The 25,012-nt window shown below is 60.8% G+C and carries 18 protein-coding genes; 16 read left to right on the top strand and 2 right to left on the bottom strand.

Features of this window, described 5'->3' with window-relative positions; translation table 11 throughout:
* The first annotated feature begins 127 nt into the window (after positions 1–127).
* The 10 genes from B0E46_RS07945 to B0E46_RS07900 all read left to right on the top strand — a co-directional run bounded on the left by B0E46_RS07945 (position 128) and on the right by B0E46_RS07900 (position 12,005).
* On the top strand, positions 128–919 hold the full coding sequence (locus B0E46_RS07945) for a type VI secretion system accessory protein TagJ (RefSeq protein WP_077555257.1): 792 nt from the start codon (positions 128–130) through the stop codon (positions 917–919).
* An 18-nt stretch (positions 920–937) separates the two neighbouring features.
* Positions 938–1,441 (top strand): type VI secretion system baseplate subunit TssE, encoded by a 504-nt coding sequence (tssE, locus tag B0E46_RS07940; protein WP_077555256.1) that lies wholly within the window; start codon positions 938–940, stop codon positions 1,439–1,441.
* Between the two features lie 6 nt (positions 1,442–1,447).
* Positions 1,448–3,331 carry a type VI secretion system baseplate subunit TssF gene (tssF, locus tag B0E46_RS07935; RefSeq protein WP_077555255.1) on the top strand — a complete coding sequence of 628 codons (1,884 nt, stop codon included), beginning with the start codon at positions 1,448–1,450 and terminating at the stop codon, positions 3,329–3,331.
* Complete coding sequence (gene tssG, locus B0E46_RS07930) at positions 3,295–4,317, top strand: type VI secretion system baseplate subunit TssG (protein WP_077555254.1); 1,023 nt, start codon at positions 3,295–3,297, stop codon at positions 4,315–4,317. Before tssF ends, tssG begins: the two co-directional genes overlap by 37 nt.
* Before the next feature lie 109 nt (positions 4,318–4,426).
* Positions 4,427–7,159, top strand: coding sequence for a type VI secretion system ATPase TssH (gene tssH / locus B0E46_RS07925; RefSeq protein WP_077555488.1), 2,733 nt, complete (start codon positions 4,427–4,429; stop codon positions 7,157–7,159).
* A 108-nt stretch (positions 7,160–7,267) separates the two neighbouring features.
* Positions 7,268–7,879 (top strand): hypothetical protein, encoded by a 612-nt coding sequence (locus tag B0E46_RS17290; RefSeq protein WP_139350469.1) that lies wholly within the window; start codon positions 7,268–7,270, stop codon positions 7,877–7,879.
* 132 nt (positions 7,880–8,011) lie between these two features.
* A complete protein-coding gene (locus tag B0E46_RS07915) occupies positions 8,012–8,935 on the top strand; it encodes a hypothetical protein (protein WP_077555252.1) in 924 nt (307 codons plus the stop codon).
* A 42-nt stretch (positions 8,936–8,977) separates the two neighbouring features.
* Positions 8,978–10,108, top strand: a complete 1,131-nt coding sequence (locus tag B0E46_RS07910) for a hypothetical protein (RefSeq protein WP_077555251.1) — start codon at positions 8,978–8,980, stop codon at positions 10,106–10,108.
* Between the two features lie 112 nt (positions 10,109–10,220).
* On the top strand, positions 10,221–10,508 hold the full coding sequence (locus B0E46_RS07905) for a PAAR domain-containing protein (protein ID WP_077555250.1): 288 nt from the start codon (positions 10,221–10,223) through the stop codon (positions 10,506–10,508).
* A 120-nt stretch (positions 10,509–10,628) separates the two neighbouring features.
* The gene (locus tag B0E46_RS07900) at positions 10,629–12,005 is read left to right on the top strand and encodes a tetratricopeptide repeat protein (RefSeq protein ID WP_077555249.1); all 1,377 of its coding nucleotides are present in this window, start codon (positions 10,629–10,631) and stop codon (positions 12,003–12,005) included.
* Positions 12,006–12,037: 32 nt separating this feature from the next.
* Here B0E46_RS07900 and B0E46_RS07895 read toward each other — a convergent pair whose 3' ends face one another.
* Together B0E46_RS07895 and B0E46_RS07890 are read right to left on the bottom strand one after the other, a co-directional pair.
* Entirely contained in the window at positions 12,038–12,700 is a 663-nt protein-coding gene (locus B0E46_RS07895) for a lysozyme inhibitor LprI family protein (protein ID WP_168171165.1), read from the bottom strand.
* Between the two features lie 142 nt (positions 12,701–12,842).
* Positions 12,843–13,853: a glycoside hydrolase family 19 protein gene (locus B0E46_RS07890; RefSeq protein WP_217316334.1), complete on the bottom strand. Its 1,011-nt coding sequence runs from the start codon at positions 13,851–13,853 to the stop codon at positions 12,843–12,845.
* A 243-nt stretch (positions 13,854–14,096) separates the two neighbouring features.
* Between B0E46_RS07890 and tssI the strand changes: the two genes are divergently transcribed.
* From tssI to tssM, 6 genes are all read left to right on the top strand, one after another.
* Positions 14,097–16,121, top strand: a complete 2,025-nt coding sequence (tssI, locus tag B0E46_RS07885) for a type VI secretion system tip protein VgrG (protein ID WP_254425087.1) — start codon at positions 14,097–14,099, stop codon at positions 16,119–16,121.
* A 15-nt stretch (positions 16,122–16,136) separates the two neighbouring features.
* Positions 16,137–16,685: a hypothetical protein gene (locus B0E46_RS07880; protein WP_077555247.1), complete on the top strand. Its 549-nt coding sequence runs from the start codon at positions 16,137–16,139 to the stop codon at positions 16,683–16,685.
* Positions 16,686–17,249: 564 nt separating this feature from the next.
* A complete protein-coding gene (tagH, locus tag B0E46_RS07875; RefSeq protein ID WP_077555246.1) occupies positions 17,250–18,629 on the top strand; it encodes a type VI secretion system-associated FHA domain protein TagH in 1,380 nt (459 codons plus the stop codon).
* A 127-nt stretch (positions 18,630–18,756) separates the two neighbouring features.
* Positions 18,757–20,094, top strand: coding sequence for a type VI secretion system baseplate subunit TssK (gene tssK / locus B0E46_RS07870; protein WP_077555245.1), 1,338 nt, complete (start codon positions 18,757–18,759; stop codon positions 20,092–20,094).
* A gap of 4 nt (positions 20,095–20,098) precedes the next feature.
* The gene (gene icmH / locus B0E46_RS07865; protein WP_077555244.1) at positions 20,099–21,472 is read left to right on the top strand and encodes a type IVB secretion system protein IcmH/DotU; all 1,374 of its coding nucleotides are present in this window, start codon (positions 20,099–20,101) and stop codon (positions 21,470–21,472) included.
* A gap of 5 nt (positions 21,473–21,477) precedes the next feature.
* Positions 21,478–25,011 (top strand): type VI secretion system membrane subunit TssM, encoded by a 3,534-nt coding sequence (gene tssM, locus B0E46_RS07860; RefSeq protein WP_077555243.1) that lies wholly within the window; start codon positions 21,478–21,480, stop codon positions 25,009–25,011.
* The last annotated feature ends 1 nt before the right edge of the window (position 25,012 follow it).

Genomic DNA, 25,012 nt, shown 5'->3' with positions numbered 1-25,012 from the left:
CGCATGAGTCTGCAATTGCAAGACAGCCATATGCCGGCCGCTTGTCCAGAGTTTCCCCTTGAGCCAGACACTTCATGGGCTTGGTCATGCTGCGGGCATGACCAAGAGTTGGCCTGCGAGAGAAGAAATGACGCCTGAAAGCAAGCTCAAAGAAGGCCGGCTCGACGAGGCATTGCAACTGCTGACGGTGGAAGTACGCAACAACCCGGCAGACGCCAAACGCCGGGTTTTTTTATTTCAGCTGTTGGCCTTGCTGGGGCAGTGGGAGCGTGCGCAGAACCAGTTGAACATCAGTGGCGAGCTTGAGCCACTCAACGCGATGATGGTCGGTGCCTACACCGAAGCGTTGAAAGGTGAGCTGGTACGTGCCGAAGTTTTTGCCGGAAAGCGTCTGCCGGTGGTGATCGGCGAGCCCGAGCAGTGGCTCGCATTGATGCTTCAGGCACTCAAGCTGACGGCTGACGGATTCTATGAACAGGCCGCGGCCTTGCGTGAGCAGGCTTTCGAGCAGGCCGCAGCGGTAAGCGGGACGATTGACGGTATACCGTTCGACTGGATCGCAGATGCCGATCCGCGGCTCGGTCCCTGCCTTGAGATCATCGTCAATGGTGGATATTCCTGGGTGCCGTTTTCGCGCTTGAGGGAGCTCAAGTTCGAAGCACCGTCGGATTTGCGCGACAAGGTATGGGTGCCGGTGCAGGTGACATGGGTCAACGGCGGACGTGCAATCGGCTTCATACCCAGTCGCTATCAGGGTTCAGAGCGAGCCGGCGAGAGTGATCTCGTGCTGGCACGCAAGACGGATTGGGTCGAGATCGCGGCGGATTTTCCGGTCGGCTGTGGTCAACGGATGCTGGCGACTGATGCAGGCGACTATCCGTTGCTTGATGTTCGCCTGATCGCGTTTGATGCGTCATGATGCGGGCGTGAGGGCGTCGTGGCCGAGCTGACAACTCAGGAAAGGCTTCAGCCCTCGCTGCTCGATCGGCTCACCGACGACGAGCCTGGCAAGGCCGAGGAAAGCCGCGAAAAGCGCGTGATCTCGGCTACCCGGCTACGCGATTGTGTGTCGCGAGACATGTCCTGGTTGCTGAACTGCGTGAGCATGTCGGCAGATGTGGATTTGGTTGACTACCCCGAGGTGTCTCGTTCAGTGCTGAATTTCGGTATTCCGGATCTCACCGGCGTGGCCCTGTCTGGTATCGACGCGGATACGCTGCAGCGCCAGGTCAAGGAAGCCATACTGGCCTTCGAGCCTCGTCTCACGGCCAACACGCTGCGGGTCACGGTGAACGCGAATGCTTCACGGATGGACCGGCAGGCGCTGATGTTCAACATCGAATCGGAGATGTGGGCTCAACCGATCCCGCTCAATCTCTATCTGAAAACCGAAGTGGACCTGGAGACGGGCAAGTTCAAGGTATCGGAGGGCTTCGGCTGATCATCCATGGATCCACGTTTGCTGCGTTACTACAATCGTGAGCTACAGCACGTCCGCGAAATGGGCGGCGAGTTCGCGCGTGAATACCCGAAAATAGCCGGGCGTCTTGGGCTGGAAGGTTTCGAGTGCGCAGATCCTTATGTGGAACGCCTTCTGGAGGGGTTCGCATTCCTCGCCGCGCGAGTGCAGCTGAAGCTGGATGCACAATACCCCGTGTTTACCCAGCACATGCTGGAGATGATTTATCCGCACTACCTGGCGCCGGTTCCTTCGATGGCCGTAGTGCAGATGCAGCCTGACCTCAAAGAGAGCGGATTGCTCACGGGGCATACCGTAGCCCGCCATACCGCACTGCGCAGCCTGACGGGCAAGGACGACCGTACTGCATGTGAATATCGTACGGCGCACGATGTCACGTTGTGGCCGCTGGAACTCACCGAGGCCAAGTACTTCGAAACCCCGGCGGCCATTGCGGCGGCTGGAGTGGCACTGCCGGCGGGCAGGCCGGTACGTGCAGGCCTGCGTTTGAAGTTTCGTACGGCCGCGGGTGCGCAGGCGAACATGTTGGCGCTGGACAAGCTACCGGTATTCATCGCCGGTGCGGATGAGTTGCCCAAGCGCTTGTACGAACAGTTGCTCGGCAATGGCGTGAGTTACATCGTGCGTGCGCCTGGCGCAAACGGTGAAGTCAGCCAGAGTTTCGACGCCTCGAATATCCGGCGCAGGGGGTTCGATGATGATGAGGCGTTGATCCCCTATACCGGGCGCTCGTTCAGTGGCTATCGGTTGCTGCAGGAGTATTTCGCTTGCCCCGAGCGCTTCTTGTTTGCTGAATTCACGGGTCTCAAGTCGGTGCTGGCACGCATTGCAGGCACCGAATTCGAGATTGTGGTTCTGTTCGACCGCAGTGTGGCCAGCCTGCACAACGCGATTGATGCCAGCAATTTCCGCCTGTTTTGTACCCCGGCGATCAACCTGTTTCCACGCCGCGCCGACCGCATCCATCTGCAGCAGGGCAAGACCGAATATCACGTGCTTGCCGATCGCACACGCCCGATGGATTTCGAAATACATAGCGTCGGCAACGTCGAGGGGTTCGGCGACAAGCAGGAACCAGAGCAGCGCTTCCTGCCGTTCTACGGCTGCGATGAGCGTACCTGGCATAGCCAGCACTCTGCTTACTACACCGTTCGGCGCGAGCCGCGGCTGGTCTCGTCGCGACAGAAACGACAAGGCGCACGCTCCAGCTACGTCGGCAACGAGATGTTCATCGCGCTGGTGGATTCCAACGATGCACCGTACTCCACTCAGTTGCGCCAAATCGGCATGCAACTGATGTGCACCAACCGGGATCTGCCGCTGCAGATGCCGGTTGGCAAATCCAAGACCGATTTCACGCTGGAGACGGGGGCACCGGTCGAAGCCATCCGTTGCGTTGCCGGCCCGACCAAGCCGCGAGCACCGGTAGCCACGGGGGAAACCGCCTGGCGCTTGTTGAGCCATTTGCAGCTGAACTACGTATCGCTGCTGGAAAACAACAGCGGCGAGGGGGCAGCCGCGCTGCGTGAAATGCTGACGCTGTACTGCGACGAGTTCGATTCCAGTGCCTTGCGCCAGGTCGAAGGCGTGAAGGCCGTGAGTTCGCAGCCGATCGTTCGGCGGATTCCGGTGCCTGGACCGATCACCTTTGGTCGCGGGCTGGAAATCACGCTCACTTGCGATGACGGGGCCTTCGAAGGTACTGGTGCCTTCCTGCTGGGGGCGGTGATGCAGCACTTTTTTGCACGTTACGTATCCATCAATTCCTTTACCGAAACCGTTCTGCGCACATTGGAACGCAACGAGGTCGCTCGATGGCCCGCCAAGCTGGGAACGCGGCAGACGCTGTAGCGCTGGAAAACGCGCTGCGCGACCATCCGGAGAGCTTCGAATTTTTCGAGGCTGCCCGCCGGCTGGAGTGCGCGTTTCCGGAGCGGCCCCGGTTGGGGCAGTCAACCAAGGCGGCGGATGACTTCGTGCGCCTGTGCCAGACGCCTTCGCTGCTCTTTGCACCGCGCATGGTCGATCGTTATCAGCCCGGTGGCGGTGGCCGGCCGGCACGCATGTATGGGCTTTTCTTCGGCCTGTTCGGGCCCAATGCGCCGCTGCCACTGCATCTCACCGAATACGCGATGGATCGCGAGCTGAACTCCAAAGACGGCACTTTCATCGCATTCGCAAACATCTTCCATCACCGGATGATGAGCCTGTTCTATCGGGCATGGGCCGACTCCCAGCCCACCGTGCATCTTGATCGCCCGACCGAAGATCGCTTTCGTCTTTATATGGGCGCGATGGTGGGACTGGCCACGCCGAACCTCGGTGAGCGCGATGCACTGCCGGATCAGTTCAAACGCTTTTTTGCCGGCCGACTGCTGCAGCAGTCGCGCAATGCCGAAGGTTTGAAGGGAATGCTCGAACGATTCTTCCGCATCCCGGTTGGCATCGTCGAATTCGTGGCCGAGTGGATGCGCCTGCCGCCTGCATCCCACCTTCGCCTTGGCTCATCGAGTGAAGTAGCCGGATTGGGGCGTACGGCAGTCACGGGCGAGTACGTCTGGGGTTGTCAGCAGCGTTTCCGTCTGCGGCTTGGGCCGCTCAGTCGCGCCGAGTTCAACAATTTCCTGCCTGGTGGCGAAGCGCTCAGGCAACTGGTGGCAGCGGTCAAGACCTATGTGGGCGAGGAAAAGGCCTGGGACGTGCAACTGGTACTGAAGCGTGCCGATATTCCCGCGACCCGCCTGGGGCAGAACGGGCGCGTGGGGCTGACCACATGGATGGGCCAGCCATTGCAGAAAAGCGATGCCGACGATGTCGTGCTCAAACCCGTAGGGTGATTGAACGCGCACGGCATCGAGATCGGACAAGAGATGCGGCCTCACGATATTGACTTGACTTCGTTCCAGCAAATCCGGATTGACAACCATCGCACAAGGATCAATGACCATGGCCGAAATCAGTCGCGGCGCCCTGTTCGGGAAGCTCAACAAACTCGCCTTTCGGGGCATCGAAAGCGCTACCGTTTTCTGCAAGCTGCGTGGCAATCCGTATGTGGAGCTGGTGCACTGGATCCACCAGATCCTGCAACTGCAGGATTCGGATCTGCATCGCATCGTCAAACAGTTCAACCTGAACCCGTCGAACCTGGTGCGTGACCTTACCGACGCGCTGGATCGCCTGCCGCGGGGTTCATCCAGCATCTCCGACCTTTCAAGCGACGTCGAAGAGGCCGTCGAGCGAGGCTGGGTGTTCGCCACCTTGATGTTCGGCGAGGCACAGGTGCGCACCGGCTATCTCATCGTCGGTTGCATGCGCACGCGCAACCTGCGCAACGTGCTGGTGAACATCTCGGCGGAATTCGACAAGATCAAGCCCGAGGCGCTGATGGAGAAATTCGCCGAAGTCATTGCCGGGTCGCCGGAAGACGGGCAGAGCGCGAACGACGGCTTCAAGATGGGCGGCGGCAGTGCCCCTGGCGAAGCCAGCGGTGCGATGTCGCCCGCGCAGATGGGCAAGCAGGAGGCATTGCGGCAGTTCACCGTCGATCTCACCGAGCAGGCGCGCAGCGGAAAGATGGATCCGATCGTGGGTCGCGACGACGAGATCCGCCAGTTGGTCGACATCCTGATGCGTCGTCGGCAGAACAACCCGATGCTGGTCGGCGAGGCTGGCGTGGGCAAGACGGCGGTGATCGAGGGCTTCGCATTGCGCATTGTCGCCGGCGATGTGCCACCGCCCTTGAAGGATGTGCAACTGCGTGTACTCGACGTTGGTCTGCTGCAGGCCGGCGCCAGCATGAAGGGTGAGTTCGAGAACCGCCTGAAGCAGGTGATCGAGGAAGTGCAGTCCTCGACCAAGCCGATCATCCTGTTCATCGATGAAGCGCATACCCTGGTCGGCGCTGGCGGTGCCGCGGGTACCGGTGACGCCGCGAACCTGCTCAAGCCCGCGCTGGCTCGCGGCAATCTGCGCACGATCGGCGCCACCACCTGGGCCGAGTACAAGAAGCACATCGAAAAGGATCCGGCACTGACCCGTCGCTTCCAGACCGTGCAGATCGATGAGCCCAGCGAGGAAAAGGCGATCCTGATGATGCGCGGTGTTGCCAGCGTGATGGAGAAGCATCACAAGGTGCAGATCCTCGACGAGGCGCTGGAAGCCGCGGTCAAGCTTTCGCATCGCTACATTCCGGCACGCCAGCTGCCGGACAAGGCGGTCAGCCTGCTCGACACCTCGTGTGCACGCGTGGCGATCAGCCAGCATGCGGTGCCTGCCGAAGTGGACGACACCCGCAAGCGCATCGAGGCGCTGGAAACCGAGCTGGCCATCATCGGCCGCGAGAAGAATGTCGGTGTCGACGTAAAGGTACGCGAGGAAGCGGCCACCGAGAAACTGGCGGCGCAGAAGGCGCGGCTGGAAACCCTGGAGGCGAACTGGATCACCGAGAAGGAGCTGGTCGAGAAGATCCTTGATATACGCGCCCGCTTGCGCGGCACGGCGGCGCCGGTGGAAGGCACTGGCAGCAAGCTGGAGGAGTCTGCCAACAAGGAGGCTGCGGCTGAAGGCGTGGCAGCACTCGACGGCGCCGAGCGCACGGCAGCGCTGGAGGAACTGAAAGGACTGCAAAACCAGCTTGCCGAGCTGCAGGGTGAGCATCCGTTGATCCTGGCTTCGGTGGATTACCAGGCGGTCGGCTCGGTGGTCTCGGACTGGACCGGCATTCCGGTCGGTCGCATGGTCAAGAGCGAAGTCGAGACCGTGATGAACCTGGCCAAGCTGATGGGCGCCCGAGTCATCGGCCAGGATCACGCGATGGAGATGATCGCCAAGCGCATCCAGACCTCGCGCGCCGGACTGGTCGATCCCAACAAGCCAATTGGCGTGTTCATGCTTGCCGGCACTTCCGGCGTCGGCAAGACCGAAACCGCCCTGGCGTTGGCCGAAGCGCTGTACGGTGGCGAGCAGAACATCATCACGATCAACATGAGCGAGTTCCAGGAAGCGCACACCGTGTCTACCCTGAAGGGGGCGCCTCCTGGCTACATCGGCTATGGCGAAGGCGGCGTGCTGACCGAGGCGGTGCGTCGCAAGCCGTATTCGGTGGTGCTGCTGGACGAGGTGGAGAAGGCCCATCCGGACGTGCATGAAATCTTCTTCCAGGTATTCGACAAGGGCGTGATGGAAGACGGTGAGGGTCGCTCGATCGACTTCAAGAACTGCCTGATTCTGCTGACTACCAATGCAGGCACCGAGATGATCGCCAGCCTGTGCAAGGACCCCGAATTGATGCCCGATCACGAGGGCATGGCCAAGGCCTTGCGCGAGCCGTTGCTGAAGATCTTTCCGCCAGCGCTGCTGGGGCGTCTGGTGACGATCCCGTACTACCCGCTCAGCCCGGAGATGCTGGGCAAGATCGTCAAGCTGCAGATCAACCGCATCAAGAAGCGTGTCGAGGCCCGCTACAAGATCCCGTTCGAGTACGACGAGGACGTGGTGAGGCTGGTGGTCGAACGCTGCACCGAGACCGAGTCGGGCGGGCGCATGATCGACGCGATCCTGACCAACACCATGTTGCCGGACATCTCACGTGCGTTCCTTACCAAGATGATGGAAGGTGATGCGATTGCCCAGGTACGGGTCGGTGTGAAGGATGGAGAGTTTTCGTACGAATTTGCTTGAAAGTGAAGGTGTGGGGATTGGATGACTTAATCGTTTATTTTCTTTGTCATTAGAATCCGGGTGCACATTGAATGTTTTTGTGCATTCGAAATTTGAATGGAATCAGTCATGCAAAATACATTCACGGCAACAAATAATGATTACAGGCCATGGGGTGACAACATTCCTCTGGCATTGGGCACCAAGGGCACGGCTCTGACAGATGCGGGGCATCCGGTTAATGTCTGGAGGCCGAATGATGGTATCCCACAAAAATACAGATACTGGTGCCACGGGCACGCTACATTCAGCCATTGGCTTCATGGCTTTTCCATTTTCAGCAACGAGGATATGGAAACTGTTTTGAGCGACGAGTGGGTTCGTATCAACAAGAAGCCCACAGTCGGTGACATCATTGTGTTCAGGGCCGATGCCGATGGAGTGGGCTATGCAAGCGGCGCCATACTCCACACCGCCAGGGTAGAGGCTGCCGTTCACCACTACGGTGGGCGAACCAATATCACGGTGAGCAGCAAGAATGGTGCGGCCAAACTGAAGCTCGCATCGACGCCATCGGAAGTGCTTGGTGTGTATAACGACTGCTACTGGTTCAAAACAGAACAGTCATGTTGTTGCTCAACGAAACGTATCGACAAGCAATATTATCGAAGATTGGACAGGACGGTTGCTCAAGGCACTTTTGTCGCATGGGCCAATCAACATATGGACAGATTGCGTTGAGTAAATGAGGAAATAGCCTGGACATGAAGAGCCTACCGGCTCGGAAACCACCTGCGCCCATTGGTGGAATCGCCCCGGAATTTTCATTCGGACTCATCCGCAAACTCGATTCATTGCAAGGGGGAATCCATCATGGGAACACTAAGCGACGCTGAAATCATTGCCGATTTCGCCAAAGGTGCGCGCCCGATCTACGAGAACTGGCAGAAGAACACGCCGATCGCCAACCAGAATGCGATCGTGAATCTGCTGCGCGCCGCTGTCCGCAACACGCCGATCACGTCATATTCGTACTCGTTCAGGGACTTCGCCAATGGCAGCGGCGGCCAGTTGACCTCCGAACACTGGCGCCTGGAAATCAATCGCACCTATACGAACCAGCATGCGTTGCCGGCTTATCTATTCCAGTGGTTGTGCGGCATCCTCTACCACGAGGCGCGCCACGGCGAGCAATGGTTCTGTTGCGCGCAGGGTATCCACGAAGGAGATCTTGTGCTGACCACGCCGTTGAGTGGTACTGGCACGAAGAGCCAGCAGATCGCCGCCGCCATGGGCAACATGCCCGCAAACGTGGTCACCGATGCCGAGAATACGAGCAGCTATCGACTCAAAACCGGTGCCGAGAAAACCACGATCGCCGCGTGGTTCAACTCGGTATGGGGAACCCAGGCGGGTCACCGGAACACCGTATATGGAATGGGCGACCTGTTTACACCGGGATCAGCCGGCAACCTTGCCTATACCAGCCTGCCTGAAGAGGTCGATGCCTATGCGGTTCAGGCGGCCGTCGAGGCCGCCGTTGGGGCGGAGATCAACACGGTCGTACAAATCGTCGTGGCCGAAAAGACGCCGGTGGCCACGCTGAAGACCCAGGTCGTCAGCGGCCCTCCTGCGGTGACCGGGCCGAAGCCCGTCATCACAACCGGTGCGACGCAGGGCGCCTCGCAGCTGGCCGCCAGTTTTTCCAGTGCGCCCACGCTGCCTTCCGCCGACGCCGTGAAACCTGCGGTCAGCCGCAACACCGTCGCTTCGCTGGCAAGCCTGTTTTCAAAATGATCTTTGGGTGGAGATCCGTCTCCGATTGACAGGGTTACGATCATGGCCGGCAATGACTATCTATCGAATTATCAGAACCTCAGGTTGAACGAAGTCGTCATACCTGGCAGCCACGATGCGGGCGTGTACACCGCCAATAAATCCAATGTGCAGACGCAGGCGCTGGACATCGCAGGCCAAGCCAATGCGGGATGCCGCTTCTTCGACCTCAGGATAGCGACGTACAGGTCGACGGTGGGTGGCCAGACAACGTATACAAACAAGGCCTTTCACCTTGACCAGAGTCTGGTGGTCGATCACAAGGTCAAGAACACCCCAGGGGTTACGTCGTATCAGAACGTTGGTCATGCAGGTGGCTGGGGTGGTGGTCTGGACGACATGCTTGATGATGCCCGGACCTTTGTCACGACAAATCCGACCGAGTTCCTGATCCTGAAGTTTTCGAAGTGTGCCAACTGGGCAAGCATTGCAAACGCGTGCATAACGAGGCTTGGGCCCGCGCATTACACGGATGCCGGAAATCTCAACAACAAGACCGTTCGGCAGTTATCGGGAAGAGTGATTACCGTATTTGACGAATCAGCCAGGCCGAAACTGATTCCCGTCATCACGGCACAAGGCGGTCGCCCCCACGGAATACTGTTCATCAAGGCGCTGTATGACAGCGACTCCGGCACAAGCAAGACCTACGATCCCAATTTCTGGGGCATTCAGTACTTCGGCAAATTTTCGAGTACTGACAAGGTCAGCAAGAATACTGCCAAGCAGGGAAGAACTCTGGTCAACGGTGCGGCCACGCATATGGATGTGCTGGGCATGATGTACTGGACAACGACTGGGTTGTTCGGGGACATACGTCAGCGCAACAACACCATGTGGAACCAGACCAATGTCGCCGCCCTGCAACAGACCTGGAAGTCGGGTCTGGAAGCATCGATCACACAGCGTTTCGGCAACGAGAAAGACAGTGCCATGCTGCTGGCCCAGACTCATGGTGGCGCACTCGGTGGCCGGTTGAAGTCATTCATGCCGAACATCGTCATGATGGATTTCGTTGACCAGCAGAAATGCGACATCGTGGAGCAATTGAACGCCGTGGCGGCGACGTCGTTGCTGCAACTCATGATCCCTGCGCCGCGTGGCCCGCAGCCGCACCCTGATCCGATTGGTTGATTCCATGTCTATGCTGGTGCCGCTTTCCCGGTTCATTTCCACGGTAGCGTTGCATGCGGTCGAATTTTTGAAGTAGCGTGCCATAGCCGAATTGATGACGAGGACGTCGATCATGCCTCCAGCAGCCAGAATTACCGACATGCATGTCTGTCCCATGGTAACGGGCATCGTTCCGCACGTCGGCGGTCCCATTCTTCCGCCCGGTGCGGTCACGGTGCTGATCGGCGGCTTGCCGGCAGCGCGTGTCGGTGACATGGCTACCTGCGTGGGGCCGCCGGATGTCATCGCGCTGGGCTCGTTCAAGGTGCTGATCGGCGGGATGCCTGCGGCGCGCATGGGAGACATCACGGCACATGGTGGCACGATCGTGCTGGGGTGCCCTACCGTGATCATCAACTGAAGGCAGGCATTGGATCGCCGTTGCGGTACTTGGTCAATCAGGTGGGAGCTGGTTCATGGAAAGGGATCAGATGAAAGCGTGCAGCCGTTGGGCTGAGTGCGACATGCCTGGCACCTTGGCATGAGCCGGGCTTCGTCCAGCAAAGCCGGACGCAGGCATCGTGGTGAGCGGGGCGTCAGCATCGCTCTGCAGGAGGCAATTCACGCCCATCAACTGGGTCATCTTGACCTGGCGGAGCCGCTCTACCGCAAGGCCCTGGAGCTGCATCCGGGGCAGCCGGATGCGCTGCATTTTTTCGGTGTGCTATGCCACCAGCGCGGGCGCAGTGAAGAAGGGGTCGGACTGATCCGCATGGCGCTGCGCGCGATCCCGCTGCATGCCGACGCGCACAACAATCTCGGCAATATCCACAAGGAAAGCGGGAACCTCGTTGAAGCGGAGGCTTGCTACCGGAAGGCGTTGAGCTGTGCGTCGTACCATCACGATGCATTGAGCAACCTCGCACTCGTGCTGGAAGCGCAGGAGCGGACGGAAGAAGCCTTCGAAGTCTACGAGACCTTGCTTGCGCATGCAGGAACGCCGCAGCTTGCGCGGGCAAACTATCTGATGGGGCTGTACCTGAGCACGCATGCGCGCACGTTCGAGGACGTCGAACATGCGGTTGTCTGCTTCAGGGCTTCCTTCAAGCAGGACAACAGGGACATGCGGACGCTCGAGTTGCTGGGCATCGCGCTTTACATGCTTGGCCGGCGCGATGAGGCCATCGAGGTATACCGCGACTGGATCAGGCGCGAGCCGGATAACCCCGTGGCGCGGCACATGCTGGCATCCTGCGGTGGGGAGGTGGCTCCGCCGCGGGCGGACGATGCCTACGTGCGCAAGGTTTTCGACAGTTTTGCCAGCAGTTTCGACGAGCAGTTGTTGAACAAGCTCGCTTATCGTGCACCACAGATCCTGGTTGAAGTATTGGCTCAGATACTCGATCCCCCATGTGCGGGACTCGATGTGCTTGATGCGGGTTGCGGTACCGGCTTGTGCGGCCCCCTGATCAGGCCTTACGCGCGCCGGTTGAGCGGCGTGGACCTGTCCGGCGGGATGATCGAAAAAGCACGCGTACGCGGTGGTTACGACGAATTGACCGTAGCCGAACTGACCGCCTACCTGCAGGCCAGTCCTGACACCTGGGACCTGGTGCTGTCGGCCGACACCCTGGTCTATTTCGGCGACCTGCAAGCGGTTCTATGCGCGACTTATGCTGCTTTGCGGCCGGGTGGCTGGTTGGGGTTCACGCTGGAGGCGCTGAACAGTGAAGAGGATCGCGCAGAGCTGAGTCACAGCGGCCGTTACCAGCATACGCTGCATTACGTGCAGCATGTGCTGGACACGAATGGATTCACGGACGTGAAAATTTCTCCTGAATCGCTGCGCAAGGAAATGGGGGTGCAGGTGGCTGGCTGGGTGGTGCTGGCGCGCAAGGGAAAGATCACCAGCGAATAGGGCAATCCCGTGTTTGACGACCGGCCTCGTGCCTATTGCTGCATAAGCTGATCGACCCGGTCACGCATGTTTTTCTCCAGGCATGCAGCGTCAGCACCGCAGGCATTCCGGGTCTTGAGCCAGTCGAGCTGTTCCTGCCTGACCGAGGCGGCATCGTCGCCCGACACCGACAGGGCGCGACGATAGGCTGCAGTAACGCTGCGGTCATATCCGGCCAGGGCAGCCGATGTGCAGATGGCATGTTCGGCCGTGCTTTGGGCGTTGCCGCAGGCGAACGAGGGTTTGATTGGATCGGTGCCCTGGCGGCGACGCAACACCAGCACGTAACCGTTGTTGTCGTAATTGGTCAACAGACGATCCGGCGCGATGGGAATGAGCCAGGCGCCGTTCCATGCCGAGGTATCGGGGTCACAACTGATCTGCAGGGGTTGTACCGATGAATCAGGGAGAGTCAGGCCGAAATCGGCCAGGGTTGGATGGATCGGTGTCCCGTACTGCGGAGCACGCGGGAATTTCCGCCCGATGTATTTCTGCAGTTCGGTTTTCGGAAGCGTGGACAGGGCCGGCTTTGAGCAGTCGCGCGAATCGTCGTTCAGGCTGATTACGGCCTCAGCGATGTGCAGCTCGCGACCGAGCAGTCGCGGATCCGCCGGGAAGTACAACCAGTGCGGTTGATCCCGCTGGTCGACAGCCACCTGGACTACTTCCCAGCTGCCTTGCAGCTGCGATGGCGATGTGGCGGCGGTGCATCCCGCGACACATCCAATGGAAAGCAGGATCCTGCGCAAGAACGGTGGCAAGTGAAATGGCATCGTGTGAGGCATCGTGGTTTCCGGCTCAGGATTTTGCAGCGATCAGGATGGTTTCGAAATCTTTGGCGACCGTGGCGATCTGTATCGCATGGTCAGTGCCGTTGACCATGGCGCGTGCCTTGATGTAATCGGTGGTTGCGCCGTGAAAGTATTTTTCGAGCTTTCGGCCATTGGCGAAACCTTCCCCGGTAAGCATGCCTTGGGCCATCAGTTTGTAGGCGATTTCCGGCTGCAGCACCATGTCCGGATCCAGCAACAGCTGCAGCCCCATGTTCAGGTTGGCTCCAGCCTTGGCGTAGTTCGACCACCAGGTCAGTTGTACGTAGCCGCGACCGTAATACTTCAGTTCGGTGCCATCGTCGTCGGAATAGGATTTCACCGCCTTCTGCGTGGCGGGGACGCCCAGCTTGGCACCCTTGGTGATCGCGCTTTCCCTGCCTTTTGCGGTGACCGTGAACTGGTCGCCGTCCTGTTCGGTGACACGGGCTTCTCCGGTGGGCAGGGACTTGACCTTGACCGGCAGGAAATACTGCCGGTTGGCACCCTTGCCAACTTCCTCAACCGGCGACATCGTCATGAGCCAGCGTTGCCGGGAATGCACCAGCGGATTGCCTTTCTTGTCCATGCGCTGCTTGCCGTGCTTGTCGAGGGTGGGCACGGTTTCTTTCTTGAGGGAGGTGGTTTCCCAATAGGCAGTGGCCAGCATGTATGCCATCCAGCGAATATCGGTAATGCGGATGTCGCTCTCGATGAAGCCGAGCAGCAGCTCCATGTGCGGGATGGCCGACGTATCGAAATGAGGGTCTTTGCCGAACTCTTTGATGAAGCCTTCACGCAGCTTGATCCGGTCGAATTTCCCCTGCCAGACATAGATGGCCATCGCAGCGACATCGGCGGCACTGTTGGTGGCGACGGGGGCGGCAACAGGATGGGCCGGCTTGTGACGAGCCTTGCCTGGGCCCGGCTGTTGCCCCGGCAGCGGGTGCTGGAGGACCTTGCGTGTATGTCCGGGGTGTGCGGATCGGAAGTTGGCCATGGCATCGCTCCATTGTCAGGTTCAGGACAACCGCACACCGGCGATGGGAGTCTAATCGCGGTCAGGCATGGCGGCCATGTTGGCTGCACTTGGAAGCAAAGGACTTGCCATCCGGGAAAGCGGTAAATTCAGGGATGCCTGACACAGCGGAAGCTACCCGCACCTAGCGGAAATATGGTAAACAATCGAGCTTGCCAGTCCGTCATCGCGGGCTCGCTGGGGAGAATGGATATGACGCATCGGATGACACTGAAGTCAAACCTCGGTGACAAGCTGCTGCCCGCGAGTCTATCGGGCAGCGAGCAGCTTGGAAGGCTTTTTTCCTACCAGTTGAAAATGCTGAGCAAGGAAGGCGCGGTCGCGCTGCGTGACCTGCTTGGCAGCTCGATGACCGTCACGTTGGATACGGATGGCTACAAGCGCTATTTCAACGGCATCGTTTCGGAAATTTCCCAGACCGGCTTCGAGAGCTTCAAGAACGAGCGGTACGCCGAATACGCCGTGACCCTGGTGCCCAAGCCATGGCTTTTGCAGCACAAGGTGGACTGCCGCATCTACCTCAGCACCTCGGTTCCCGACATCATCAAGACTGTCCTGTCCGAGGTGGGTTATACCGACGTCAAGCTGAGCCTCAGCGGCAGTTACGAGCCGCGGGACTACTGCGTGCAGTATCGCGAGGACTACTTCAACTTCATCAGCCGGCTGATGGAGCAGGAAGGCATCTATTACTTTTTCCAGCACACCGGCGATACCCACACCATGGTTCTGGCGGATTCGCTGGGTGCCCACAGCGCAACCAGCGGATTCGACAAACTGCCCTATCGGCCGCAGGGCGCCAACAGCCGCGGAAAGCAGGAGGTGGCGATCCACGACTTTTCCACCGTGCGAACCGTGCAGACGATCAAGTATTCGCTGACTGACTACGATCCGCTGAAACCGAAGACGTCCTTGCTGGGAACCGACCAGATCAGCAATGCCGACGACAACCACGGCGTGAATGGGCTGGAGTCGTTTGATTATCCGGGCGATCACCTAACCGCCGCCGATGGACAACATTACGCACAGGTTCGGCTTGAAGCCCTGAACGTGCCGCAATCCCAGTGCAGCGGTTCGACCACGGCATGTGGATTGTTGACCGGCGGCCTGTTCACCCTGAGCGAATTTCCGCGCAGTGAGCTGAATCTGGAATACCTCGTCACCGGCTCGACCATCCATATCGAGGACGACACGTACATCTCCGGGCAGCAGACCGGCGGCGATCTTTTCTATTGCCATTTCTCGGCAATCCAGAGTCGGCAACCGTTCCGCACCATGCACACCGCAGCCAAACCGATGATCGTTGGCTTGCAGACGGCCGTGGTGGCCGGTAGCGACACGTCCGAGGACATCAGCGTCGACAAGTACGGACGCATTCAGGTCACTTTTTTCTGGAACCAGGCGGACAAGAAGAACGCGCACATTTCCTGCCCGGTCAGGGTGGCGTCGTCCTGGGCTGGCCAGAACTGGGGCGCAGTGAATATTCCACGCGTCGGCCAGGAGGTCGTGGTCAGTTTCCTGGAGGGCGACCCGGACCGGCCGCTGGTGATCGGCAGCGTCTACAACGCGAGCAACATGCCGCCGTACACGCTGCCCGACAACAAGACGCAAAGCGGCATCAAGAGCCGGAGCCTGCTGGGCGGGGCGGACGATTTCAACGAGATCCGCTTCGAGGACAAGAAAGGCAGCGAAGATTTCTTCATGCATGCGCAGAAGGACATGCATGAAGAGGTGGAGAACGACCATACGGTCACGATCGACCATGATGAATCAATCACCATCAAGAATGACCAGACGGTCTCCATCAAGCACGACCAGACCGAGAGTGTTTCTAACGACCGCAAGATCAGCGTGGGCAACGACGACAAGCTCGATGTCACCCAGAATGGCACGACCACGATAGGTCAGAAATTCAGTCTCAATGCCGGTAGCGAGATCGAACTGGTCACAGGTGCCTCCAGCATTGTCATGAAAAGCGATGGTTCCATTGAGATCAAGGGTGTCAACATCACGATCACCGGCCAGATGGGCGTAAAGATTGAAGGTCAGACCCAGGTCGGCATCAAGGCTGGCGCGACGATGGACGTCGGCGCAGGGGCCAGCCTGAAGATGCACTGCGACGCGATATTGGAGGTGGCAGGCACCGCCATGACGACAGTCAAGGGAACCATGTTGACGCTGAAGGGCGATGCCATGGCACAGATGTCCGGCGGCATCATCATGATCGGGTGAGCGGAGGACACGCACATGTCAGCAGTCATGCAAGCATGCATTCAGATGGAACTATCCGAGCCGGCGGGTGCGCTGCTAAGTCCCGATATGACTCCGCAAGCGGCAGTACAGGCCTTGGTTGGTGCCGGCAAAGTACAGGATGCGCTGAAATTGCTTGCGCGGCTGTTGCCAAAACGTTACGCCGTGGCTTGGTTGTGCCAATGCGCGCGCGATCAGGTGCTGAGTCCCGAGGACAAGGCGGGGGCATCTCTGGCTGAAAAGTGGGTGCGCGAACCGAATGAAAGCAACCGGCGCGCTGCCTTCGAGTTCGCCAGTGCGGGCGGCTACAAATCGACCGGGGCGTGGCTGGCCGCTGCGGCTGGGTGGTCCAGTGGAAGTCTGGCACCGGCTTCACAGGCAACGCCAGTGCCACCGCCGGATCATCTGACGGCCTACGCCGTGGTGGCCGGAATCAACATGCTGGCGGCGCTGGTCATCGATAAATTCGAGATCCGCCGGGCAGGGTTCATCGAACCGGCCATGACTTTGCTGAATGGCGCAGGTGGTGGCTCAGGCGGAGCATGAATCTGCTGCTCCCAGAACATGCTTTCGCGGCGACTGCCCTGCCGAATGGGAGCACCGTCGAGATGGTCGTGCCACTCGTGCAGTGGGCTTGAGTGTAGTCGTTCGATTGCATCGCTGAGGGGCTTCGCTGTCAGCCATGGCGGACTTGCTGCGAACGACTCGCGCACGTGTCGTGTCGTGTTTTCGGCGGCTTGCCCGTTGTGCGGAGGGGCGATACGATGGCGAGCGGCAGATGCATCGCGCCTGGGTTGCCCATGGTGGGGTTCGACCTGAGGTTGGTTGGTCGAGAGCTGTGGAGCATCCACTAGTGGCGGCGTGCTGCGTTGGTTGATGAGGGTAGGGATTACCGATTTGTTAGATGCAAGGGGGGCGGGACGATCTGACGCTGATGAGAGAGTCATCTGCGCTCGTGCCAACTCCCGGGTAACGCCTTTTGTCCGTGAACGAGTGGCCATCGTGGTTTGGTCGCAGGTGATCCGGGTCAGGTGGGTCATACAGACACGAGGCGGTTCATCCACCGCTGTCTTGGTTGCAGTGACAGCTCCAGGGAAATAGAGCGTACCGATGTCGCAGACCCTGATCCTCGCAGTTGCCGGCCATCAGGCTGTCCAATTCGGCAGTCGCAGCCGCAAGACGTTCGAGGCCAGGGGCGGCAGTATCGGCCGCTCGGAAGATTGCGACTGGGTGCTTGGTGCCTCGGGTGTATCCCGAGTTCACGCGATGATCCGCTATCTGAACGGCATGTACTTTGTCGAGGATCGCAGCACCAACGGCATGCTGTTGAACGACGTGCCGCTTATCAAAGGTGAGCCCTCCGCATTGAAGGAAGGTGACCGCCTGCTTATCGATACCTTCGAAGTGGAAATCCATCTGCAGGATGCCAGTGCTGCATCGGCAATGCCGGATCTGTTGGACGCGGCGCCTGTGCCTGCAGTCGAGCCGGCACGGGCACCGGCGATGATGGACCCACTCGATTTCGGCCTGCTCGATCCGGCGCCGCGTGCAAGCTACCCGCCGACGGCATCGGTCATTCCGATGGATGCCGAACTGATTCCGGGGGCAGTCAGCTCGACCTCCGGCAATGAACTGGATCCGCTGAACCTGTTCGGCCCGGCCGACACCGCGTCGTCGGGGCTGTTGTCCTCTGCCACGACAGGCAATGCCAGTTCTGGATGGAACCACTCGGTCAGCACCGAGGATTATTTCCGGCCGCCGATAACGACGGAGCAGCGACAGGCTCAGGCGTTGCCGGACGACTGGGACCTCACCATGGGCGATTTTGGATCGTCCCCGGCATCGCCAGCCCCCAGTCCACCGCCTGCGCCCATGCCTTCGCCACCTGCCGCCGGGCCGGTATATCAGCCGGCCGTTGCCGTGGCTCCGATCGCGGAAGCGACGGCCTCCGCTGCTGCGTTGCCGGCGAATGTCGACCAGATTTTTCGTGTCGTGGTCGACGGTGTCATGGACGTCCTGCGCGCCCGCGCCGAGATCAAGAACACGTTCCGGCTGCCGGTGACGATCATCCAGCGCTCGGAAAACAACCCGCTGAAGTTCGCACCGAACCCGGAAGAGGCGCTGCAGAAGATCATGGGGCCATCGAATTCGGCCTTCATGTCCGGAACCATGGCATTCGAGGATGCGTTCGACGACATCCGCTGCCATCAGATGGCCATGCTGGCCGGGGTACGCGCAGCGTTCGAGTCGCTGCTGGCGCACTTCAACCCCGACCGGTTCGAGCAGGAGGCGGATGGCGGTTCAAAGCGTTCCGCGTTCGCCGGCAAGGGCAAATACTGGGAGAAGTACCGCGAGGGCTTCGACGGGTTGTCAAAGGACCCCGACGAATGCTTCCGCAGGCTGTTCGGCGACGAATTCGCGCGTGCCTATGAGGAACAGTTGTCACGCCTGAAGTCGGCGCGGAGAATGCAGAAGTCAGCACGTCACTGAGGCGCAGGGGGCGCTACGGGTCGCAGCAGCAAAGATCCAGGGGAGGGCGTTGCCGGCAGCGTGCCGACAACGCCTGAATGGCCGGCAGCATCGCCGGGCGAAATTCTGACACGGGCAGACGCGACGCATGGCGGATAACAACAAAGTCGTCTGGAGCGAGGGACTGTTCCTCCGGCCCCAGCATCTGCAGCAGCAGGAGCGCTATCTCGAGCGCTTCGTGGAGCTGCGCTCGGGCAGTCTGCGCCCCTACACCTGGGGTTTCTCGGAGCTGGAGCTTGAGACCGACCTGCTGGCGATCGGCAAGCTCGGCATCAAGCGGGCACGGGGCGTATTTCCCGACGGCACGCCTTTCTCGATGCCGAACGACGATCCATTGCCGTTGGCGCTCGAGGTCGACGGCAACTGGCGCGATCAGACCGTTTTTCTGACCTTGCCGTTGCGCTCACCGGCGCAGCCCGACAGTGGACGGCCCGAAGCTCCGGCCGACAAACTGTTTCGCTTCCGCGTGCGGGAAACCGATGTGCGCGATGCGTCCGGCAGTGTCGATGGCCTGACGACGCTGGAAGTGGGTGGCCTGAACAGCCGGCTGCTGCCGCAGTCGCAGCCGCTGGAGGGTCTGGCACAGATCCCGCTGGCGCGGATCGTGGAGTGCCGCTCCGATCGGCGCGTGATCCTCGAAGAAGCCTTCATGCCGACGGCGCTCAGTTGCCAGGCCGCCCCCAAGTTGACCACGTTCCTCACCGAGCTTCTCGGCCTGCTGCACCAGCGCGGCGAGGCGTTGGCCAGTCGTGTGGCTGTGACGGATCGCGGTGGTGCTGCCGAGATTGCCGATTTCCTGTTGCTGCAGGTGGTGAACCGCTACCAGCCGTTGATAGCCCATCTGGCCGCGGCGCCGGTATTGCATCCGGAGGATTTCTACCGGGTGCTGGCGGGCATGGCCGGCGAACTGGCCACGTTCACCATGCCCGGCAAGCGGCCGTCGGCGTTTCCGCCGTACCGGCACGAAGCCCTGTATGAGAGTTTCGAGCCGTTGATCGTTGCGTTGCGCAGCAGCCTCAGTGCCGTGCTGGAGCAGACGGCGATCCCGATTCCAATGCAGCAGCGCAAGTTCGGGGTGTGGGTGGCTGTGGTGCCGGATCTCAGCCTGATCGACACCGCCGCGTTCGTGCTGGCGGCCAAGGCCGACCTGAAGTCGGAGGATCTGCGGCGGCAGTTGCCTGCGCAGTCGAAGATCGGCCCGGTCGAGAAGATCCGCGACCTGGTGAACCTGCAGCTTCCCGGCATTCCGGTGACACCGATGCCGGTGGCGCCACGGCAGATTCCGTACAACTCCGGCTACCTGTATTTCGAGTTCGACAAGAATTCCTCGATGTGGCGGATGTTGAAGACATCCGGCGGCATCGCCTTCCATTTTGGTGGCGAGTTCGCCGGTCTCGACCTGCAGCTCTGGGCGATCAGAGGTTGAGCGCATGAATACCAATGGCCCGCATGATGACGATCCGCTGCGCGACGCTACCGTCGTCCGTCCGCGCGGACCGGCGACCCCTGCCGCACCCCCGCCGGCTGCCCCGGCGCCGCCGGTTGCAGCGCCGGCGGCTGCAGCGACCCGTGGCCAGGCGGCCCGTGCGCCGAACCTGGGAGTTCCGCCTGCTGCGATCAGCGAGTTTCTAGGCGGTGGGTTGAACGCGCTGGTGCAGGCTGCCAGCCCGTTGCTGTTGCTGGCGGTACAGTTGCGCAACAGCGTGTCGCAGCCGGACGCGGCGCATCTGCGCGAGCAGGTGATTGCCCAGGTTCGGCAGTTCGAAAGCAATGCGCAGGCTGCCGGCATCGCCTCGCAGACGATCACCGCGGCGCGCTACGTGCTGTGCACGATGATCGACGAATCGGTGATGAACACGCCCTGGGGACAGCAGAGCGGCTGGGCTGCCAAGACGCTGCTGGTGGTCTTTCACGGCGAGTCCTACGGCGGCGAGAAATTCTTCATCATCCTCGATCGGTTGTGCGCGGATTTTTCGCGGCATCTCGATTTGATCGAGATGATGTACATCTGCCTCACCCTGGGTTTCGGTGGGCGCTACCAGATCGAGGCCAATGGCCGCGCAAAGCTGACCGACATCCAGGAAGACCTGTATCGGCGCATCAAGGGCCAGCGTGCTCCGGCGGCGGAGGAACTGGCACCGCATTGGAAGGGGCTGGAGGATCGCCGCAATCCGCTGGTGCGCTACGTGCCGCTGTGGGTGATCGTGGCCGCCGGTGCATGTCTGCTGCTGGGTGGCTTCCTGTACTTCTATACGCGGCTCAACGAACTGTCGTCGCCAGTCAGTGCGCAGGTTGCGCAGATCGGCCTGCAGGGTGCGGTGCCGCCGGATGAGGCGAAGTTGCGGCAAACCCAGCCGAAGCCCGATCGCAAGAGCCTGAAGCAGCTGCTGGCGCCGGAGGAACAGGCGGGCCAGCTGAGCGTCGACGAGAAGCCGGACGGCTCGGCCAAGGTGCGCCTGAACGCCGCGGTGATGTTTGCCTCGGGCGGCACCGATGTCAGCGCCGCGCAGATTCCCTTGCTGCACCAGATCACCGCCGCGCTGAACCAGGTGCCCGGGCGCGTGGTCGTGGTCGGCCACACCGACGACCAGCCGGTGCACTCGCTGAAGTTCAAGGACAACTACGCGCTGTCGGCGGAGCGTGCACGATCGGTGATGCAGATCCTGAGCCAGGGGATCGACAACGCCGGAAGGCTGGAATCGAGCGGCGCCGGTTCGTCGCAACCGATCGCGATACCGCCGGACCTGCCGGAAAACCGCGCGCGCAATCGCCGCGTCGAAATCCTTTACAGCCCGGAGGACTGAACACCGTGGGCAAGCTTCTTGCGCTGTTCAAATCCCGACTGTTCATCACCCTCATCGGCTTGCTGCTGCTGTCGCTGCTGATCTGGTTCGGTGGCCCCTATCTCGGCTTCGGCGATTCCCAGCCGCTGGCCAGTCCGGTCGCACGCCTCCTGCTGATCATCGTGATCGTGGTGATCTGGGCCGTTTGGCTGCAGATCCAGCAGATGCGCGTGCGCGGCAAGACCAAGCAGATGGCCAGCGAGCTCAGCGAACAGGGCGCACCGGCTGCCGGGGGTGAGCGCGACGAGCGTTCCGCCAACGAACGCGCCCAGCTGCAGGGCCGCTTCCAGGAGGCGGTCGAAACGCTGCGCAAGAACCGCAGCGGCGGCACCAATCTCTACGCCTTGCCGTGGTACGTGGTGATTGGGCCGCCAGGTTCGGGCAAGAGCACGTTGCTGCAGAATTCCGGCCTCAATTTTCCGTTGTCGAACAAGTTCGGCAAGGAAGCGATCCGCGGCGTCGGCGGCACCCGCAACTGCGACTGGTGGTTCACTGACGAGGCGGTCTTCCTCGATACCGCCGGCCGTTACACCACGCAGGATTCCGACCGCGGTGCCGATGCCTCTGCCTGGGAGGAATTCCTCAACCTGCTGCGCAAATACCGCAAGCGCCGGCCGATCAACGGCGTGATCGTCGCGATGAGCCTGTCCGACCTGCTCACGCTCGACACCGCAGGCCGCCAGCAGCACATCATGGCGATCCGGCAGCGGCTGGATGAGTTGGCCAAGTATCTGCGCATCGGTGTGCCTGCCTATCTGGTGTTCACCAAGTGCGACCTGGTCGCCGGCTTCACCGAGTTCTTCGACGATCTCAACCCCGAGTTGCGCAGCCAGGTCTGGGGCGTTTCCTATCCGGTCGACAAGACCATGGACGGCACCGCCGCGAAGCAGTTCCTCGACGAGTTCAACCTGCTGCTGGATCGCCTCAATACGCGCATCCTCGATCGCCTGCATGGCGAGCGCGATCCCACCCGGCGCGCGGCGATCCTGTCGTTCCCGCAGCAGCTTGGCGCGCTGCGCGACATCACCCGGCAGTTCGTCGAGGGCGTATTCACAGGCCACCAGTACGATGCGCCGCTGCTGTTGCGCGGCACCTACTTCACCTCCGGCACGCAGGAAGGCACGCCGATCGATCGCATGATGGGCGCGGTCGCGCGCACCTTCGGCCTGGACGCTTCGCGCCTGCACGTGCCTGGCGCACAGAGCCGCACGTTCTTCGTCGAACGCCTGCTCAAGGACGTGCTGTTCAAGGAGTCGGGTTTTGCCGGCACCAACCCGAAGCTGGAGCATCAGAAGATCCTGATCCAGGCGGCATCCTATATTGGCGTGCTGTTGGTCTGCGCGCTGCTGATCTTCGGGCTGGCCAGCAGCTTCCGCCGCAATGGCAGTTACCTGACCGAGGTACAGGCGGCGCTGCAGAAATATCCGGCGCAGAGCGACATGTCGCTGGCGCCCACCCAGCAGGCATATTTCGCGCTGGTGCTGCAACGGCTGGAGGCACTTTCCGCTGCAGTGGATGTGGCTGATCAGCACAAGGGCAATGTGCCGCTGTCGATGCGCTTCGGCCTGTACCAGGGCAATGCGGTGGGTGACGAAGTGCGCGACGCGTACTACCGTGAGCTCAACGGCATCCTGTTGCCAGGTGTGGCTTCGCAGTTCCGCGCCGGCCTGGCGGCAAACGCCAGCGACCCGCAGATGCTGTACTACTACCTGAAGGGCTATTTGATGCTGGGCGAGCCGCAGCATCTGGATCACGACGAGATCGTGGCCCTGTCCAGCATCGAATGGCGCCGGTTGTTCCCGGATGATCCGGTGCTGCAGAAAGCATTGACCAAGCACTTCGATGCACTGGTATCGCATGAAGGCCGGCTGCGCCCGTTGAGCCTGGACAACACGCTGGTGGAGCAGGCGCGCAATACGCTGCGCACGGCGGACTTGCCGACCCTGATCTACGGCAATATCAAGCTGACCGCAGACAACGGCGCGTTTCCGCCCCTGCGGTTGGACAAGGAACTGGGCCTGCTCGGCAATGTGTATCGGCGCAAGAGTGGTGCGGCGCTGTCCGATCCGCTGCCGGCCATGTTCACCCAGCCTGCATTCAAGAACGAGGTCGACAAGGGCATCGATCAGGCCGTGACGCAGTTTGCCAACGACGACTGGGTCTTTGGCGCCAGCAAGATCGATTCACTGCAGAAGGCACATCTGGCACAGCAGGTGCTGGCACTGTACGAGCAGGACTACATCAAGGCCTGGGACAGCATCCTCGGTGATCTTGAGCTGCAACCGATCAACAATATCCAGGATGCCAGCGCCACTGCCGCCAAGCTCGCCGGTCCCAATTCGCCATTGAAGCTATTGCTGAAGGTGGTGCGCGACAACACCAACGACCTGATGCGTGCACCGCCGGCGGATGCCGAAGACAAGGCGCTCGCCGCAGCCAAGCAGGCGGCGCAGGCCAAGGCCACCCAGAGTGCGCTGGCGCGTGCACTGGCCTCGGCCGGAGGTGCCGGCGCCGCCAATACGGCCAGCGCAGCGACGGAGCAACCTGGGGCCGTGATCAGCGAGCACTTCGCGGAGATCAACAAGCTTACCGACGGGCCGCCTGGCGCGGCGCCGATCGACCAGACGCTGAGCACGCTCGATCAGCTCAGCAAGACCCTGCTGACCATGGGTGATTTCAGCAATGCCGCCGGCCAGCCGAATCCACAGCTGCTGATGGCACAGCAGGCGGCCGCGCAGCTGCCGCCGCCGGCATCGGGCTGGTTTGCCGCGCTCACCGGCAAGAGCCAGGCCCTGGTGGCCAGCGGCACCAAGGGCGCGCTGGACGACCAGTATCAGCAGATGGTTGCCAAGGACTGCGCCGATTTCACCCGCGGCCGTTATCCATTCACGCCAGGCAGCAACAATGACATCCCGCTGCAGAATTTTGGCGAGATGTTCGGTTACGGCGGTCGTTTCGACAGCTTCTACACGCAGACGGTCGGCAAGCTGATCGATGCCAGCGGCCGCAATTGGCAGTGGAAAACTGGGCCTGGTGCAGTCAGCGGGTCGGCTGGCATGTTGGCGCAGTTGCAGGGGGCCGATCGCATCAAGCAGATGTTCTTCCGCAGCGGCAACGTGCCCGAGGTCGATTTCACCTTGCTGACACCGGTACTCGATGCCGGCATCGGCAAGCTGGTCATCAATATCGATGGCCAGAAGTACGAATACCAACCCGGCGGGCCGACCAATATCACGATGAAATGGCCTGGGCCGACGCCTGGCAGTGTCTCGATTTCGGCCTACGATCCAGCAGGTACGCTGCTGACGACTTTCGATTATCACGGTGACTGGGCGTTCTTCCGCGCGTTGCAGGCGGCCAATCTGCAGAAAGAGTCCGATCTGAGCTTTGTGGCCAGCTTCAACTTCGGTGGCCATGTCGCGAAGGTGACGATCCGCGCCAACAACCTCAAGAACCCCTTCCTCAGCAATGCCCTGCAAAGTTTCAGGTGCGGGGGATAAA

Source organism: Rhodanobacter sp. B04 (genome assembly GCF_002001125.1).
Classification (GTDB): domain Bacteria; phylum Pseudomonadota; class Gammaproteobacteria; order Xanthomonadales; family Rhodanobacteraceae; genus Rhodanobacter.
Note: the sequence above shows the minus strand (reverse complement) of the source record. Positions and strands in the feature narration are given on the sequence as shown.